General features: G+C 68.3%; 13 protein-coding genes and 1 pseudogene. 9 read left to right on the top strand and 5 right to left on the bottom strand.

What is annotated here, in order from left to right:
- Nucleotides 1–48: 48 nt before the first annotated feature.
- Complete coding sequence (locus ACZ5PO_RS15720) at nt 49–1,947, bottom strand: sigma-54-dependent Fis family transcriptional regulator (protein WP_464195048.1); 1,899 nt, start codon at nt 1,945–1,947, stop codon at nt 49–51.
- 330 nt (nt 1,948–2,277) lie between these two features.
- Here ACZ5PO_RS15720 and ACZ5PO_RS15715 point away from each other — a divergent pair, with 330 nt between their 5' ends.
- Nucleotides 2,278–3,936 carry an FAD-binding dehydrogenase gene (locus ACZ5PO_RS15715; protein ID WP_464195046.1) on the top strand — a complete coding sequence of 553 codons (1,659 nt, stop codon included), beginning with the start codon at nt 2,278–2,280 and terminating at the stop codon, nt 3,934–3,936.
- A 153-nt stretch (nt 3,937–4,089) separates the two neighbouring features.
- Here the strand turns inward: ACZ5PO_RS15715 and ACZ5PO_RS15710 are convergent, their stop codons facing one another.
- Nucleotides 4,090–4,749, bottom strand: a complete 660-nt coding sequence (locus ACZ5PO_RS15710; RefSeq protein ID WP_464195044.1) for a hypothetical protein — start codon at nt 4,747–4,749, stop codon at nt 4,090–4,092.
- A 224-nt stretch (nt 4,750–4,973) separates the two neighbouring features.
- Between ACZ5PO_RS15710 and ACZ5PO_RS15705 the strand changes: the two genes are divergently transcribed.
- The 8 genes and pseudogenes from ACZ5PO_RS15705 (at nt 4,974) to ACZ5PO_RS15670 (ending at nt 13,594) form a co-directional block, all read left to right on the top strand.
- Complete coding sequence (locus ACZ5PO_RS15705; RefSeq protein ID WP_464195042.1) at nt 4,974–5,279, top strand: helix-turn-helix domain-containing protein; 306 nt, start codon at nt 4,974–4,976, stop codon at nt 5,277–5,279.
- 4 nt (nt 5,280–5,283) lie between these two features.
- Complete coding sequence (hyfB, locus tag ACZ5PO_RS15700; RefSeq protein ID WP_464195040.1) at nt 5,284–7,302, top strand: hydrogenase 4 subunit B; 2,019 nt, start codon at nt 5,284–5,286, stop codon at nt 7,300–7,302.
- A pseudogene (locus ACZ5PO_RS15695) lies at nt 7,293–8,248 on the top strand (respiratory chain complex I subunit 1 family protein). Before hyfB ends, ACZ5PO_RS15695 begins: the two are co-directional and overlap by 10 nt.
- Complete coding sequence (locus ACZ5PO_RS15690; RefSeq protein WP_464195038.1) at nt 8,249–8,911, top strand: hydrogenase-4 component E; 663 nt, start codon at nt 8,249–8,251, stop codon at nt 8,909–8,911.
- Nucleotides 8,908–10,356 carry a hydrogenase 4 subunit F gene (locus ACZ5PO_RS15685; RefSeq protein ID WP_464195036.1) on the top strand — a complete coding sequence of 483 codons (1,449 nt, stop codon included), beginning with the start codon at nt 8,908–8,910 and terminating at the stop codon, nt 10,354–10,356. The genes ACZ5PO_RS15690 and ACZ5PO_RS15685 overlap by 4 nt, the downstream gene beginning before the upstream one ends.
- A gap of 12 nt (nt 10,357–10,368) precedes the next feature.
- Entirely contained in the window at nt 10,369–11,883 is a 1,515-nt protein-coding gene (locus ACZ5PO_RS15680) for a hydrogenase large subunit (protein ID WP_464195034.1), read from the top strand.
- 9 nt (nt 11,884–11,892) lie between these two features.
- Entirely contained in the window at nt 11,893–12,408 is a 516-nt protein-coding gene (locus ACZ5PO_RS15675; RefSeq protein WP_464195032.1) for an NADH-quinone oxidoreductase subunit B family protein, read from the top strand.
- A 148-nt stretch (nt 12,409–12,556) separates the two neighbouring features.
- Nucleotides 12,557–13,594, top strand: a complete 1,038-nt coding sequence (locus ACZ5PO_RS15670) for an LLM class flavin-dependent oxidoreductase (RefSeq protein WP_464195030.1) — start codon at nt 12,557–12,559, stop codon at nt 13,592–13,594.
- A gap of 91 nt (nt 13,595–13,685) precedes the next feature.
- On the opposite strand, the gene ACZ5PO_RS15665 is transcribed toward ACZ5PO_RS15670, so the two are convergent.
- From ACZ5PO_RS15665 to ACZ5PO_RS15655, 3 genes are all read right to left on the bottom strand, one after another.
- Nucleotides 13,686–15,278 carry a porin gene (locus ACZ5PO_RS15665; RefSeq protein ID WP_464195028.1) on the bottom strand — a complete coding sequence of 531 codons (1,593 nt, stop codon included), beginning with the start codon at nt 15,276–15,278 and terminating at the stop codon, nt 13,686–13,688.
- A gap of 414 nt (nt 15,279–15,692) precedes the next feature.
- Nucleotides 15,693–16,772, bottom strand: a complete 1,080-nt coding sequence (locus ACZ5PO_RS15660; RefSeq protein ID WP_464195026.1) for a threonine aldolase family protein — start codon at nt 16,770–16,772, stop codon at nt 15,693–15,695.
- 84 nt (nt 16,773–16,856) lie between these two features.
- The gene (locus ACZ5PO_RS15655) at nt 16,857–17,522 is read right to left on the bottom strand and encodes a sulfite exporter TauE/SafE family protein (RefSeq protein ID WP_464195024.1); all 666 of its coding nucleotides are present in this window, start codon (nt 17,520–17,522) and stop codon (nt 16,857–16,859) included.
- Nucleotides 17,523–17,559: the final 37 nt, after the last annotated feature.

The raw sequence follows: 17,559 nt of genomic DNA, 5'->3' as shown, positions 1-17,559 counted from the left end.
CGCCGTCGCGGTCGGGCCGGATGGCGGACGGATGGAGCCGATCGACGTCTACCGCCCGGCCGTCGAGATCTTCAGCGCCTTGATCTTGCGGTAGAGCGTCGCGCGGCTGATGTTCAGCGCCCGCGCCGCATCCGCGATGCGGCCGCCATGCACGCGCAACGCCTCGACGATGACGTTGCGCTCGGCCGTCTCGAAATCGGGTAGCGTCGCACAACGCGCGCCGGGTGGCAGGTCGAGATCGGCCTCGACGATGACGCCGTTCTCCGCGGTGCATCCGGCCAGCCGCAGCACGTGCCGCAATTGCCGCATGTTGCCGGGGAACGGGTGGGCCAACAGCATTTCCCAGGCGCCGGACGACAGGTGAGCGCGCGGCGCCTCCTCGGCCGCGACAAGGGCGATCACGTCGGCCTTGTCGGTCCGCGCCCGCAACGCGGGCAGCTCGACCTGCAAGCCGCGCAGCCGATAGTAGAGGTCGGCGCGGAAGCCGCCGTCAGCGACCATGGCCTCGAGGTCGCGATGGGTGGCGCTGATCAGGCGAATGTCGACCTGGATCGGCTTCAACGCGCCGAGCGGCCAGACCTCCCGGTTCTCCAGCACGCGCAACAGCCGTGTCTGCAGCGCCAGCGGCATATCGCCGATCTCGTCGAGAAACAGCGTGCCGCCATCGGCCTGCGCGATCAGGCCCTTGGAGCCGTCGCGCCGGGCGCCGGTGAAGGCTCCGCCCTCGTATCCGAACAATTCGGCGTCGATCAGGCTCTCCGGCAGCGCCGCGCAGTTCAACGCCACATAGCGGCCGCCGGCGCGGCCACTGGCGGCGTGGATCGCACGCGCGAAGACGTCCTTGCCGCTGCCGGTCTCGCCTTGCAGCAGGACAGGGATATCCCCGTCGGCAACCATCATCAGCCGCTTGACGCCGCGCCCGAGCACCGGGTCGCCGCCGGCCAGCCGGGCGAGCCCGGCGAAGCGCTGCTCCAGGGCTTCGGCGGCGCCTGCCGATGATCGCGAGGCGGCTTGTGACTTCGTGCCCGATGATCTGGCGCGCAGCGGGCTCGAGATATGGCCGCGCCCGAGGCGTCGTCCGTCGCGGTCGCGCAGCAGCTGCGGCTCGTCGGACCGCCACATGGGCGTGGGGTCGAGCTGGATGAGGTGCGACAGCGGCATTCCCGCATCGATCATCGCATCCGACAGATCGAAGGCGTGGCGCGCGGCCCGGCTTGCGCCGAGCACTCGCTGGTCGTCGTCGAAGGCGATCAAGGCCGGTCCGCACACGCCTTCGGCGGGCAATCTTGCGATCCAGCCGTCGCGGAAGTGCGATCGAAACATCGTCTCCTCGATGCGCCGCACGGACTGGGCCATGACGGCAAAGGCCAGCTGGTGCGCAGTGCGATCGAGGTCGCCGCGGCACGACGTGATGTTCACGGCACCGGCGAGTTGTCCGGCATGGTCGAACAGCGGGGCCACCGCACAGGTGAACTGAGACCATTGCTCGCGGAAATGCTCGTCGCGATGCACGAGGACCGGACGTTGCTCGGCGAGCCCGGTGCCCAGCCCGTTGGTTCCCTCGATGGTCTCGGAGAAGATCGAGCCGGTATGGACCTTCCATCGCCGCAGGATGGTCGCGGCCTCGCCGTCGGGCAGGCGGCTGACCAGGATGGCCGCATTGGTGTCGGCGAGATTGACGCAGTAGCCGGCGCTGCGCAGGACCCGGTAAAGCTCCTCGAGTTCGGGCACGGCGAGGTGTATCAGCCTGTCGACTGGCGCGACGAGCTGCTTCAACTCGGATTGGGTCAACGTGCGCGGCGGTCCGCGACGGGCTGGGTCCAGCTTGTGGTCCACAAGGCAGCGCCGCCAGGAATTGGCGATACCGGACTCGTCGACGACGGCCGCGTCGTTTTGGGCGACCGAGAACACGCGCTCGGCGTGATTGCGAGCCACAGGGTTCGCCATCGCGATTGTCTCCACCCTAGAGCCTAGCGCCATTGGATGGAGCCATCCAATGGCGCTAGGCTCATAACTTTCTTGAATCTGGAGCGCCTCTCCACGATCCGGTGGAACCACCCGATCGCGGAGCGCTCTAGACTTTGGCGAAGTGTGTCATCCCGTTTTGTCCGAAGTCAATTGTGCCGCCCCGGGCCGGAAACACCCTCTCGCAATCATGCTTTCGGCCGTGGACGCCGTTTTTGGACGGGATCATGCTCGAGGCGACGACTTGGAGCGAGATGGTGATTCGAAGAGACATCGTCCGCCTCTGACGGCCTCCCGAACGAGGAGCGTGGCATGCGTGAATCCACCGATGTGCTGGTCGTCGGCGCGGGATTGTCCGGACTGGTGGCGGCAACCGAGGCGGCCGACGCCGGCCGCTCGGTCATCATCGTGGACCAGGAGCCGGAGCAGAACCTCGGCGCGCAGGCGTTCTGGTCGCTCGGCGGCCTGTTCCTGGTCAATTCGCCCGAGCAGCGGCGCATGCGCATCCGCGACTCCGCCGAGCTCGCCTGGCAGGACTGGCTGGGGGCCGCGGGCTTCGATCGCGACGAGGACCTGTGGCCACGGCGCTGGGCCGAGGCCTACGTCGCCTTCGCCGCCGGCGAGAAGCGCGCCTGGCTGCACCGGATGGGCCACCGGCTGTTCCCCGTCGTGGGCTGGGCGGAGCGGGGCGGCGGCGACGCCACAGGACACGGCAACTCGGTGCCGCGCTTCCATGTGACGTGGGGCACCGGCCCCGGCGTGGTCGAGCCGTTCGAGCGTCGAGCGCGCGAAGCCGAGGCGGCAGGCCGGCTGCGCTTCCTGTGGCGGCATCAGGTCGACCGCCTCGTCCGGGCCGACGGCGCCGTCACCGGCGTCGAAGGTACCATCCTGGAGCCCAGCCGCGCCGAGCGCGGCGCCGAGAGCTCGCGCGTCGCCGTCGGCGAATTCGCCATCACCGCGCAGGCGGTAATCGTCGCCTCCGGCGGCATCGGCGGCAATCAGGACATGGTCCGGGCGGCCTGGCCCGCGCGCCTGGGCCCGCCGCCGGCCCACATGATCTCCGGCGTGCCCAGGCACGTGGACGGGCGCATGCTCGCCATCACCGAAGCGGCCGGCGGGCGCCTCATCAACCGCGACCGCATGTGGCACTACGTGGAAGGTATCCGCAACTGGAACCCGGTGTGGGAGCGGCACGGCATCCGCATCCTGCCCGGCCCGTCCTCCCTATGGTTCGACGCGACGGGCCGGCGGCTGCCGGCACCGAACTTCCCCGGCTACGACACCCTCGGCACGCTCACGCACCTGAGGAGCACCGGCTACGACTACAGCTGGTTCATCCTCAACCAGAGCATCATCCGCAAGGAGTTCGCCCTCTCCGGCTCCGAACAGAATCCGGACCTCACCGGCCGTAGCTGGCGGCTGACGGCGCGCCGCGCCGTCGGCCGGCGCGCCACCGGGCCGGTGGAGGCCTTCAAGGACAACGGCGAGGACTTCGTCGTCGCCGACAGCCTGACTGAGCTCGTCGCCGGCATGAACCGGCTGAGCGGCGCCGACCTGCTCGACCTCGCCGCCATCGAGCGCCAGATCGCGGCGCGCGACCGCGAGCTGGCCAACCCGTTCTGCAAGGACGCGCAGGTGATGGGCATCCACAATGCCCGCCGCTCGCTCGGCGACCGGCTGATCCGCACCGCGCCGCCGCATCGCATCCTCGACCCGGCCCACGGCCCGCTCATCGGCGTGCGGCTGCACATCCTGACACGCAAGACCTTGGGCGGCCTGGAGACGGACCTGGAGAGCCGCGTCTTCGGCCAAAACCGCGAGGTCATTCCGGGCCTGTACGCGGCCGGCGAGGCCGCGGGCTTCGGCGGCGGCGGCCTGCACGGCTACCGCGCGCTGGAGGGCACCTTCCTCGGCGGCTGCCTGTTCTCCGGCCGTGCCGCAGGACGGGCTGCGGCGGCTGCCATCGCCTGAAGCGGCGACCGCGTCGAGCCGGTCGGACGCGCGACCCAGAACGGGATGATTTATCTTCTGCTCATCATCCCGCTCCAAGTCTTTATTTTGAGCGTGATCTTGCCCAGGAGCCGGTGTCCACTTCTTGGGATCGTGCTCTGAAGCATGTCCCGATCAAATGTAATCGCCTGATCGGGACATGCCCCCGCCTCTTGAATCCGCTGCGCTCGAGCGGCCGGCACAAAGCTTGAAGACTGCCGCATGGCATGCGAACGCAAATGCCAGTGTCGTCAGCAGCGGGGCGCGCAGGAACGTCCACGGTTCCGTGAAGAGAAACGCCGCCATTGGTCCCAGGCAACGTTCCCCGAAAAACAGAATCACGGTCGTCGCGACAAACCCCTGCACCATGTAGCAATGGCCGATGACAGCCATGCGCCTGGGCGACCGACCGATGCGCGCAAGGCCGCGGCTCGCTTCGGCTGCCCAGCGCGCCCTATGCGCCCGTGTCAGCCAAAATACGACGCACGCGATCAGTAATGAAACCGCCAGCAGATGTCTGTAGACGGCGACTTCCAGGCCGTAGCCAGGTCCGGCAAGATCAGGCGGGCCTGGCACGAAGATGAGCATCCATCGTGTGACGTCGGACGTCGCGCCGATCCACCAGCGCAGCAAGGCGCCCCCGAGCCATTCGGGAGTTGCAGCCAAGCCGACGACAAGCAGCGCATAAGTGAGACTGGTCGCAGCTTCGAGATGCACGGCATCACCGATGCTCCAGCGACCGCCGGCCTGCGGTCGCGGACCGTCCGAGAAGCGCTCTGGTGGCTCCCACTGCATGCGGCGATGTCTCCGCATCGTAGCGGCAGAGTATTCCACCCTCCACGCGAAGTCTCCACCGTTGCAGACTTGACGGCTGCGAAGACCGCGGGCGAGCGGGCCGTCCTCGGCATGGCTCAGACGTAGATGATGTCTGACACATCACAAATCATGATTGAAAATAGAGAAGATTGCATGTAGCTTGCACAAAGGACGTTTTGGGCATCTCCGCGGCGGGTCAATCCATGATCACAGCTGCACAGCTCCGTGCCGCCCGCGCACTCCTTGGCATCGATCAGCGCCGCCTTGCCGCGCTGTCGGGTCTGTCCGTCCCGACCATCCAGCGCATGGAGACGAGCGACGGCGTCATCCGTGGCAACGTCGATTCGCTGATGAAGCTGGTGCACGCCTTGCAGGCCGCCGGCATCGAGCTGATCGGCGAGGGAGCCGTCAGCGACAGCGGAGGTCGGGGCGTCCGCCTCAGAGGGCCGGCAGCGGGCGGCGGTCCCCTGCCCGCGCACCCCTCCCAAACGCCAGCGGTCGGGGAGTAAGGGGATGCCGGTCGTCGCCGCGCTGGTGTGTGTGGGCGGTCTGCTCTTGATTGCGGTGCTGGGCGCCTTGGCAGGCGGCCGGCCGACGGCGAGCCGCCTGGTGTATGCCGCCACCCTTGCCGTGACGGTGATGGCGTGCGGCGGCGCGGCGGCGGGCTTGCTGGGCGGGGTGCCCCCAGGCGGGGCCAGCGCCGTCACGCTGCCGCTCGGTCTGCCGTGGCTCGGCTCCCACTTCCGCATCGATGCGCTGGCGGCATTCTTCCTCGTCATCGTCAATCTGGGGGGCTCGGCCGCAAGCCTTTACGGCATCGGCTACGGTGAGCACGAGCATGAGCCGCAGCGGGTGCTGCCGTTCTTTCCAGCCTTCCTCGCCGCCATGAACCTGGTGGTGCTGGCTGCCGACGCCTTCACCTTCCTGCTGTCGTGGGAAGCCATGTCCCTCGCCTCCTGGGCGCTCGTCATGGCGCACCACCGCGAGGGCGACAACGCCCGTGCGGGCTATGTCTACATCCTCATGGCGAGCTTCGGCACGCTCGCCCTTCTGCTCGCCTTCGGCCTGCTGGCCGGCGCGGACGGCGACTATGCCTTCGAGGCCGTACGCACCCACGGCTTGTCGCCGCTGCACGCCGGCATCGTCCTCGGTCTCGTCCTGCTCGGCGCGGGGTCGAAGGCCGGTCTGGTGCCGCTGCACGTGTGGCTGCCGCTGGCCCACCCGGCCGCCCCCAGCCACGTCTCCGCCCTGATGAGCGGCGTCATGACCAAGGTCGCGATCTACGGGTTCATCCGCATCGTCTTCGATCTGCTCGGCCCCCCGCTCTGGTGGTGGGGCCTTCCGGTGCTTGCGATCGGCGGCGGCACAGCCGCCCTCGGCGTCCTCTATGCCTTGATGCAGGACGACCTCAAGCGCGTGCTCGCCTATAGTACCATCGAGAACATCGGCCTCATCTTCGTCGGGCTCGGGCTAGCGCTGGCGTTCAGCGCCAATCACCTGCCGGCCACCGCAGCGCTGGCGATGACCGCCGCGCTGTTCCACGTCTTCAACCATGCGCTGTTCAAGAGCGTCCTCTTCTTCGGTGCCGGCGCCGTGCTGTCCGCGACCGGGGAGCGGCAGCTGGAACGCCTCGGCGGCCTGATCCACCGCATGCCGGTGACCAGCGTCGTCGTCCTCATCGCCTGCGTCGCCATCGCGGCACTGCCGCCACTCAACGGCTTCGCCTCCGAATGGCTCGCCTTCCAGGCGATCCTGCTCAGCCCGGAACTCCCGCCGTGGAGCCTGAAGCTCATGGTGCCGGCGGTCGGCGCTCTGCTGGCGTTGTCGGCCGCGCTGGCGGCTGCCTGTTTCGTGCGCGTCTACGGCATCGCCTTCCTTGGCCGGCCGCGGACGCCACAGGCGGCGGAGGCGCACGAGGTCGACGGATGGTCGCTCGCTGCCATGATCGCGCTCTGCGCCCTATGCGTGATCGCGGGCATCCTGCCAGGCCTGGTCATCGACGGGCTCGCCCCGGTCGTCGACGGCGTCGTCGGCGCGCAGATGCCGCCTCAGCTCGGCGTGCCCTGGCTCTCGATCATCCCGATCGGCGAGAGCCGCAGTTCCTACAACGGGCTCTTGGTGTTCCTCTTCATCACGACGTCGGCCTCGCTCGCGGCCTATGCCATCCATCGGCTGGCGTCCCATGGCCTGCGCCGCGGGCCGGCCTGGGACTGCGGCTTTCCCGATGCCGGCATCCTGACCCAGTACACGGCGGGAAGCTTCGCCCAGCCGATCCGTCGCGTCTTCGGCACCTCGATCTTCCATGCGCGCGAGCGCGTGGACATGCCACGGCCGGGAGACCTGCGCCCGGCACGCATGGAGGTGGAGCTCCGTGATCCCGCCTGGGAGACGATCTACACGCCGATCACCGGCGCCGTCTCGTCCCTGGCGGATCGTCTCAACATCCTCCAGTTCCTCACCATTCGCCGCTACCTCAGTCTCGTCTTCTTCGCGCTCGTGCTGCTGCTGGCGGTGCTCGCGGTATGGCGCTGATCTCCGACCTCCTCATCCAGGGCGCGCAGATGCTGCTGGTGCTGCTGCTGGCGCCCCTGCTCACCGGCTTCGTGCGCAAGGTGAAGGCACGCCTGCTGCGCCGCCGGGGGCCGCCGCTGCTGCAGCCCTATCGCGACCTGCTTCGTCTCCTGCGAAAGGAGGTGGTGCTCGCGCACAACGCCTCGTGGCTGTTCCGCGTCATCCCCTATCTGATCTTCGCGACCACCTGGGTGGCCGCCGCGCTCGTGCCCACCTTCGCCACAGGCCTGGTGTTCAGCTGGTCGGCCGACCTGATCGCCATCATCGCGCTGCTCGGCAGCGCACGCTTCTTCCTGGCGCTCGCGGGCATGGACGTGGGCACCAGCTTCGGCGGCATCGGCTCGAGCCGCGAGATGATGATCGCCTCCCTGGCCGAGCCGGCGATGATCATGATCGTGTTCACCCTGGCGCTCACCGTCGGCTCCACGCAGCTGTCCACGGTGGCCGGCGCCATGCTGGAGTCGTCCGTCGGGCTGCGCGTCTCGCTGGCCCTCGCCCTGATCTCGCTCATCATGGTGGCGATCGCCGAGAACGCTCGCATCCCCATCGACAACCCGGCAACGCATCTCGAGCTGACCATGGTGCACGAGGCCATGGTGCTGGAGTACTCCGGCCGCCATCTGGCGGTGATCGAGCTTGCCGCGTCGCTGAAGCTGCTGCTCTACCTCTCGCTCATCGGCTGCGTGTTCGCCCCTTGGGGTCTCGCCCCCCCGGCGCTGGCCTGGCGAGCCTGCTCACCGGCGGCCTGGTCTACGTGGGGAAGCTCGCGGTCGGCGGGCTTCTGCTCGCCCTGTTCGAAACCGTCATCGCCAAAATGCGCGTGTTCCGCGTCCCCGACTTCCTTGGCGCGGCGCTGATGCTCGGCCTGCTGGCCACGCTGCTGCTGTTCGTTTCACGGAGCCTGTAGATGGGCAGCCTGACTTTCGACGTCGCCCACCTGCTCGCCGGCGGCCTGGTCCTGGTGAGCTTCATGATGCTGTACCAGGACCGTCTCTACGCGCTCCTCAACGTCTTTGCCCTACAGGCGGTCGTGCTGGCCCTGTCGGTGTCCTGGCAAGCCTACGCCCAGGGTGCTCCGCACCTCTATGTCACCGCCGCCATCGCCTTGGCGTTCAAGGCCATCGTCATCCCGGTCGCGCTCCATCGCATCGTCGTCCGCCTCGGCATCCACCGCGAAGTCGAGACCGTCGTCAGCGTCGGCCCCACGATGCTCGCCGGCATCGGCCTCGTGGCGCTGTCCATGGTGGTGATGCTGCGCGTCACCGAAGCCGCCGATCCCCTGGCCCGGGAAGACCTCGCCTTCGCCCTCTCCGTCGTGCTGCTCGGCCTGCTCATGATGGTGACGCGGCGCAATGCGGTGAGTCAGGTCGTCGGCTTCATGTCGCTGGAAAACGGTCTGATCCTCGCGGCCACCGGCGCCAAGGGCATGCCGCTGGTGGTGGAGATCAGCGTCGCCTTCTCGGTCCTCGTCGCCTTCATCGTCATCGGCGTCTTTCTGTTCCGTATCCGCGAGCGCTTCGACACCGTCGACGTCGAGGCGCTCGATCGTTTCCGCGAGGGCCAGCGATGAACATGGCCGCCTTCGACGGCGTCACCGCGATCCTGGCGCTGCCGGCCGCCACGGCCGCGCTTCTGGCTCTGCTGGCCAGCTACCGCCTGTCGGCGTGGCTCAACGTGGCCTCGGCGCTCCTGACCTTTCTGGCGGCGCTGTCGCTGTTCGCGGCGAAGCCGGAGCCCGGGCCGTTCATCCTGGTCGACGATCTCAACATCGTCTTCATCGTGCTCAACACGTTCGTCGGCTTCACCACCAGCGTGTTCAGCGCCAGCTACATCGGCCATGAGCTGGAGACCGGCCGGCTGACCCCGGCACATCTGCGCTTTTACCACGCCATGTACCAGCTGCTGCTGTTCGCCATGAATTTGGCGCTGGTCGCGAACAACATCGGCTTGATGTGGGTGGCCATCGAGCTTGCCACGCTCACCACAGTGCTCATGGTCGGGATGTATCGCACCCCCGAGGCCATCGAGGCCGCGTGGAAGTATTTCATCCTCGGCAGCGTCGGCATTGCGCTGGCGCTGTTCGGCACCATCCTGGTCTACATGGCCGCGCGCCCGGTCGTCGGTGAGGGCCAGGACGGCATGGTCTGGACCGTGCTGATCCAGCACGTGGCGGCTTTCGACCCCGCCATGCTCAACGTCGCCTTCGTCTTCCTGCTGCTCGGTTACGGCACCAAGGTAGGCCTGGCGCCGCTGCATGCGTGGCTGCCGGATGCCCATGCCGAAGGCCCCACCCCCATCTCGGCCGTGCTCTCCGGCCTGCTGCTCAACGTCGCGCTCTATGCCGTGCTGCGCTTCAAGCTGCTGCTGGCCGCCAACGCCGCGGCGCTCACCCCCGGACCGCTGATGGTGACCATGGGTCTGGCGTCCCTCCTCTTTGCCGGCTTCATGTTGTACCGCCGCCGCGACATCAAGCGCATGTTTGCCTATTCCTCGATCGAGCACATGGGCATCATCGCCTTCGCCTTCGGCATGGGCGGACCGCTGGCGAACTTCGCCGGGCTCCTGCACATGACCATGCACAGCCTCACCAAGTCGGCGATCTTCTTCGCCGTCGGCCACATCGCGCAAGCGAAGGGAACCCAGCGGATCGCCGACATCCGCGGCCTCACCGTGACCCATCCCCTGCTCGGCTGGGGGCTGATCGCCGGTGTGATCGCCATTGCCGGCATGCCGCCCTTCGGCGTCTTCATGAGCGAATTCCTCCTGGTCAGCTCGACCTTCGCCCGCATCCCGCTGCTGGCGCTGCCGCTGGTGGCTGGCCTGCTGATCGCCGGCGGCGCGCTGCTTCTGCGTCTCCACGGCCTGGCGTTCGGCGAGCCGACCGGCAGCACGGCTCCGGTCAAGGCGTCCTATCTGCCGATGATGACGCATCTCGGCCTGGTCCTGGCGGCGGGCATCTATCTCCCCCCGCCGCTGGTCGCCTGGTTCCAGCACGTCGCCCGGCTGCTCGGATAAGGGAGGCGCTGCATGTCGGCCTTGATCGATACGCTCGCCGGCAGCCCGATCCGGCCGGATTGCCGGCCCTGGCCGCGAGCGGTGGTAGGGCATGATCTCTGGCGCCGGCTGGCGGCTCAGGCCGCCGAGGGGCGCTGGACGCTGCTCGCTTTGTGGGGTGACCGGGACGCGGTGCACATGGCCCTGCTCGACGCGGCGCAAGGCGCGGTCGCCATCGCCACCTGTCCATGCCCGGACGGCGCCTTTCCGTCCGTCGGGCAGCTTCATCCCCCCGCCAGCCGCCTGGAACGGGCGATCCGCGACCTGTTCGGCCTGACGCCGTCGAGCCTCGCCGACGGGCGGCCCTGGCTCGACCACGGCCGCTGGGGCGTGCGCCATCCGCTGGGCACACCGGTCGAGGCTGCAACGACGGGCGTCGCCTATCCGTTTCTGCCCGCGGAGGGCGAAGGCCTGCATCAGATTCCGGTCGGACCGGTGCATGCCGGCATCATCGAGCCGGGCCATTTCCGTTTCACCGCCAACGGCGAAACGGTGGTGCGGCTGGAGGAGCGCCTGGGCTATGTCCACAAGGGCATCGAAGCGCTGATGCAGGGCGCATCCCTCGATCGGGCCGCGCGCCTTGCCGGCCGGGTCTCCGGCGACAGCACGGTGGCCTATGCTTTGGCCTTCGCCCGGGCGGTGGAGGCTGCGCTGGCCGTCGAGGTGCCGGCGCGCGTCCACTGGCTGCGGGCGCTGATGGCCGAGCTGGAGCGGCTCGCCAACCATTTTGGCGACATCGGCGCCATCTGCAACGACGCCGCCTTTTCCCTCATGCTCGCCCATTGCGGCGTCCTGCGCGAGCGGACCCTGCGCGCGGCTGCGTCTTGCTTCGGACATCGGCTGATGATGGATCGCATCGTGCCCGGCGGCGTCGCGGCCGATCTCTCCCCGGCGGGCGCGGCACAGCTCCGGGAGCTGATCGAGACCGTCCGACACAGCTTTCCCGGCTTGGTGGAACTCTACGACAACACGACCTCGCTTCAGGACCGCACGGTCGGCACCGGGATCGTCTCCCCGGCGCTGGCGCGGCAGTACGGCTGCGGCGGCCCCGTCGGGCGCGCCTCCGGACGGCGCTTCGATGCCCGTCGGCACCTTCCTTATCCGCCCTACGACGCGCTGCACTTCGATGTGCCGCTGCGCGAGGACGGCGATGTCAACGCGCGGGTCTGGATCCGCATCCACGAGGTGGAGCAGAGCCTCGCGCTCATCGACCAGCTCCTCGCCGGCCTGCCCGCTGGTCCAATGTCTGCCCCGATCACGGAGACCGGCACCGCCGCAGAGGGCATGGCCGTCGTCGAGGGCTTCCGCGGCGACATCGTCGTCGTCGTGCGCCTCGATACCGCAGGCCGCGTCGCGCGCTGCCACCTGCGCGACCCGTCCTGGTTCCAGTGGCCTTTGCTCGAGGCGGCGATCGAAGGCAACATCGTCGCCGACTTCCCGCTCTGCAACAAATCGTTCAACTGCTCCTATTCGGGGCATGACCTCTAGGCCGGCGCGATGCGGAAGATCCTCCTCGAGAGCCTCCTGAAGGCGCCGTTGACCGAGCCGGCGCCTGTGGCCGACCCAGAGCTCGCAGCGCTCGCCGCCCAGGTCGGCGTGGCGGCACGCGTCCAGCTCGGGCGCAGCCTCGCCATCCGGCAGGTCGACGCAGGCTCGTGCAACGCCTGTGAGCTCGAGATCAACGCGCTCGGCAACGCCTTCTACGATCTCGAGCGGTTTGGCCTGCGCTTCGTCGCCTCGCCGCGCCATGCGGACGTGTTGCTGGTGACGGGACCTGTCACCAAGAACATGCGCGAGGCGCTGCTGCGCACCTACGACGCGACGCCCGCACCCAAGTGGGTGGTCGCGGCCGGCGCCTGCGCTCTGGACGGCGGCCTGTTCGCCGGCAGCTACGCCTGCGTCGGGGGCGTGTCTGCCGTGGTTCCGGTGGACCTGCACATCCCCGGCTGTCCCCCGACGCCAACGGTGCTGCTGAAAGGCCTGCTCGCGCTGATGAGCAAAGGTGAAGCTTAGAGCCGTCCCTTGAATCCGCGCCGCCTCTCTCCAGTTGAGCGAGACAGCCCGGCAGCGCTTGCAATCGGCTGGTCTCACCCATGCGCAAAGCGCTCCAGGGCGCGCTCGCGTCTGCCCGCAGCCGGGCAGCCGACGAATCAGGATCCCCATGACGCACCACCTTGAGCTCGGGCTCGACACCTTCGGCGATGTCACCACCGGCGCCGACGGCCGGCTGCTGCCGCATGCGCAGGTCATCCGCAATGTCATCGATGAAGCCGTGCTGGCCGATGAGCTTGCCATCGACTTCTTCGGCGTCGGTGAACACCACCGCGCCGATTTCGCCGTCTCGGCACCGGAGGTGGTCCTCGCCGCCATTGCCGGGCGGACACGGCGGATCCGCCTGGGCTCGGCCGTGACGGTGCTGAGCTCGGACGATCCGATCCGCGTGTTCCAGCGCTTCGCCACGCTGGACGCCACCTCGAACGGGCGGGCCGAAGTGATTCTCGGCCGGGGCTCGTTCACCGAATCGTTCCCGCTGTTCGGCTTCGAGCTCAGCCAATACGAAACCCTGTTCAACGAGAAGCTCGATCTGTTCGCGGAGCTGGCGAGCAGCCAAAGCGTAACGTGGAGCGGCACGACGCGGCCACCGCTCGTCGACCAGCGCGTCTTCCCGCCGGTCGCGGCGGGCACGCTCAAGGCCTGGATCGGCGTCGGCGGCAGCCCCGAATCGGTCGTGCGGGCCGCGCACTACGGCCTGCCGCTGATGCTCGCCATCATCGGCGGCGATCCCAAGCGGTTCCGGCCCTATGTGGACCTCTACCACCGCGCCCTCGGCCAATACGGCAAGCCGGCGCAGCCGATCGGTGTCCACTCCCCCGGCTACGTGGCCGACACGGACGAGCAGGCGCGCGAAGAGCTCTGGCCCGACTACAAGCAGATGCGCGACCGCATCGGCGCCGAGCGCGGCTGGCCGCCCATGGGGCGGGAGGAATTCGAGCACGAGGCCACGCGCGGCTCGCTCTACGTGGGCGGGCCGGAGACCGTGGCCCGCAAGATCGCCGCGACCGTCGCGGCCCTCGGCGTTTCTCGCTTCGATCTCAAATATAGCGCGGGACCTTTGCCGCACGAGAAGCTCATGCGCTGCATCGAGCTCTATGGCCGCAAGGTGATCCCGCTGGTGCGCGACATGCTCGCGGCGGGATGACGCGTCGCAGACGCCCGATGAGAAAAGCTCATAGAGAAAGCCCCGGCACTGGCCGGGGCTTCCTGCTCGCTGCCGTGAAGCGGCGAAGATCCTAGAAGGTGCGGTCGATACGGAACCGGGTCAGCCAGTTGTCGTCGAAGCTGACGGTCTTGCCCGTGAGCGTGCCGTACTTGTTGTTGTCGATCACACGGCCCTTCGGGTCGATGCGCTCGTAGAGGACTTCGACACCGATATCGAGATCCTTGACCGGCGACCACACCAGGTTGGCCATGGTGACGATCTCGTTGAAGCTCTTGAAGGCGATGTTGGTCGACCCTGCGGCGGCCGAAGCTGCCGTCACGATGCCCGCCGAGTTGGCGTAAAGGTTGCCCAGCGGGCCGGCGGTGCGCGCCGAACCGGGATATTGCAGCTCACCGTAGGTGAACACGAAGCCCGACCGCCATTCGGGCGACCAGTAGTGCAGGAAGGCAGCCGCAGCGGACCACGACTTGGTCAGCTTGATGTCGCCGCTGTTCGGATCGACGTAGCCATCCAGAGTGTAGGCATTGAGACGCGTGCCGCCGCCGATGCCGCCACTGGTCGAGAAGTCATAGCCGAGCGGCTGGTTGACGCCGGTGTAGGACATGGCGCCGCGGGCGTAGGCCGCCTGCAGCCACAGCGCGTCACCCGGTGCCAGGAACGGCAGGTTGAACTTCACGCCGCCCTGGACCGCATAGCCGTAGGCCGCCTCGGGCCGCTGCGGATAGACGCCCGCCGCGGCGACCGACGCCGGCGTAACCAGGACACCGGAGTTGTTGTAGACGCCGAGGTTGTTGTAGCCACCGATGGAGACCTGGTGGACCGCGGCCGAGATCTGCGCCGAGCCCCAGTCCTGATCGACGCGGATGTTGGCGACGAAGTCGGGCAGCTGCTGGCGCTGGGCGATGTCGACGTTGGCGAAGCCGATGCGCTGGCCGGCCGCGTTGAACAGGTAGACCGGCGAGCCGTAGGTGCAGCCGTTGACGCCGCCGTCGCTGCACAGCGACGCCAGGGAGGTTCCGATGTTGCCGACGTTGGGCTGGGCGAAGGTGAGGTTGGCGCCGGGGATCGCGCTCTGCGGGTTGACCGAGAACAGCGGCATGCGGCGGTACGACGGGTCTTCCGCCGACACCGTGGCGCTCCAGCCGTTGCCGAACTGGTAGGTGTAGCCCAACAGGTTGGTCGACCAGACGTCCGAGGTGATCGAGAAGCCGGTCAGCTCGATGTCGTTGGCGTAGAAGTCGTAGAACGACGAAGCGCGACCGGCGGTGAGGCCGGCGAACTGGATGAACGCCTTGTCGACGTCCACAAACTTGTTCGCACGGTTGTAGGTGTCGATGCCGGTGGCGTTGAACGAGTTCGGACCCCACTGCCGGAACACGCCCGTCGAGCCGTGCTGCTGGCCGGTGCGGCTGGCGATATCGAAGCGGATGAAGGTGCGCAGCGTGCCCCAGGCAGTGGCGGTACGCGCATCCACCTGGATACGGCCGGCGCCGATGAAGTTCGACCGATCGACGCCGTTCAGCGAACGATACTGCGCAAACTCGTACTGGAACTGAGCGCGGCCGCCGATCTTGATGCAGGTATCGGTACCCGGGATGTAGAAGAAGCCGACACCGTGGACGGCACAGACCTTCACGTACTCGACAGGCGCTGCCTTCGTCATGGGAAGATCGGCCGCATGCGCTCCAGCAACCGCAAACAGACCTGCCGCCGACCCAAGCAGAAGACTCTTAACGAGCTTCATTATGACCTCCAGATTCTTAGAGATCCTTGCAGCGTCTTCCCTGTGGTAATGTCGCCTCGCCGCGATTTGGGCGTGCAAGGAGGCATCGGCTGGCACGTGTTTGACCGCCGTTGTTCCACCATATTCCGCGCGACACTCCAATCAACGGAGATCTGACCGCTGCGCCTTGGCTTGTCTGCTTTTGACAGGTGCTGTTGCACAAACGTCACGAGACTTCAGCGACTGCTTCTTATGTGAACTGTCCATTGCCTCGTGAAACGGCATGTCGCCTTTTTTATAACCTTGACATGAACTGTCCCGGATACCGGCGTTTACTGTTCGCATCACGCTCCGCTAAGCGGTCGCGCCGCCGGCAAGCGACGGCGGGCGGTGCTGCAGCGCGACCAGCGTCCGATCGATCGCCGTCAGCGCCTCGTCCACATCCTTGGGCGTGATGTCGAGATAGAACACGGCGCGAACGCCGTCGCTGCCGGACGGCAGCAGGTGCACGCCCCGCCGATGCGCCTCGTCGACGAACGCGCCGGCGCCGACGTGGGTCAGCTGGAAGCGGACGATGTTCGTCTCCACCGTGGCCAGGTCGAGGGCGATGCCGGGCATGGTCGCCAGCCCCTCGGCGAAGCGGCGCGCGTTGGCGTGGGTCTCGTGCAGCCGCTCGCGATGATGGCGCAGGGCATGCAGCGCGCCGGCGGCGATGATGCCCGCCTGCCGGAAGCCGCCGCCGAACTGCTGCTTGAAGCGGCGCGCCCGCGCGACGACCGCGTGCGATCCCGCCAGGCACGAGCCGACCGGGGCGCCGAGCGCCTTCGAGAAACAGACGCTGACCGAATCGAACGGCTCCGCGTAGGCCGCCTCCGGCACGCCCGCTGCTGCCGTCGCGTGCCAGAGGCGGGCGCCGTCGAGGTGGAGCGCGAGGCCGCGGGCGCGGCCGGCGCGGGCAACGGCTACCAGGGTGTCGAGCGGCCAGACCGAGCCGCCGCCGGCGTTGTGCGTATTCTCCAGGCACAATAGTCGGAGTGGTGGCGCGACCGCGGACGGGAAGAAGGGGTGATCCCGGCCGAAGGCAGCCTCCACATCCGCTGCCGAAAAGATGCCGCGCACGCCCGGCAGCAGCCGCGGCAGCACGCCGGAGAGCGCCGCGGACGCGCCTCCCTCGAGCTGATAGACGTGGGCGTTCTGATCGTAGAGGGCGGCGTCGCCGGGCTGCGTATGGGCGCGGATGCCGACCTGGTTGGTCATCGTGCCGCTCGGCATGTAGACCGCGTCGTCCTTGCCCAGCAGCTCGGCGGTGGCCGCTTCGAGCGCCTTGACGGTCGGATCGTCGCCATAGACGTCGTCGCCGACCTCGGCGTTGGCCATGGCGGCCCGCATCTCCGCGGTCGGGCGGCTGCAGGTATCACTGCGGAGATCGATCATGGCTCCTCCCGATGGGCTTGATATGAGCGCGACGATCGTCGCGCCCGCTATCGGGCAGGGACTGGCGACGACGACGCTAGGTCTTCATATCCCGCGGCACAGGGCTGGGATAGCCGCGACCGGAGCCCACAGACCGGCGAGGGCGAAGGCGACGAGCATCAGCCCGCACAGCAGCCTGAGTGCGCGCTTGTTGTGCAGGCTGAGGCCCATACCGGTCAGCAGCGATACGCCGTAGGCGCTGGCGGCGACGGCGGGGATGGTGCCGGCGCCGAAGCCGGCCATGAATGTCGCCCCCGCCGCCGGCGAGCCGGACAGCGCGGCGTTGAGCAGAGCCCCATAGACCATGCCGCACGGGGCGGCGCCCCAGACCATGCCCATGAGCACGGGCAGGCTGGCCCGGCCGGGCAGCGCCTGCCGCAGCCGGCGGAGTGGTGTCGCCATGAGGCGGTCGAGCGCCGGAAAGCCCGGGCCGACGCCGGCGATGGAGAGCCCGGTCCACAGCAGGGCGGCGCCGGCAACAAGGCGCAGGACGAGTTGCCCGCCGGCCAAGTCCAGCAACACGCCGAGGGCCGCGCCTACACCGCCGACCGTCGCACCGCCCAGCACGTAGGTCAGCACCCGGCCAACCTGCATATGGAGCAGCACGCCGGCGCGCCCGCTCGTCGCCGTAGGCCCGGCGCCGGCCATCAGCAGCGACGAGGCGATGCCGCCGCACAGGCCGGCGCAGTGCAGGCTGCTGGCGAGCCCCATGAGCAGGCCCGCCGCCAGAGCACTTCGCCATTGGATA

Source organism: Chelatococcus sp. KU-N122 (assembly GCF_055391085.1).
The sequence above is the reverse complement of the archived record's forward strand: the minus strand, read 5'-3'. Positions and strand labels throughout refer to the sequence as shown.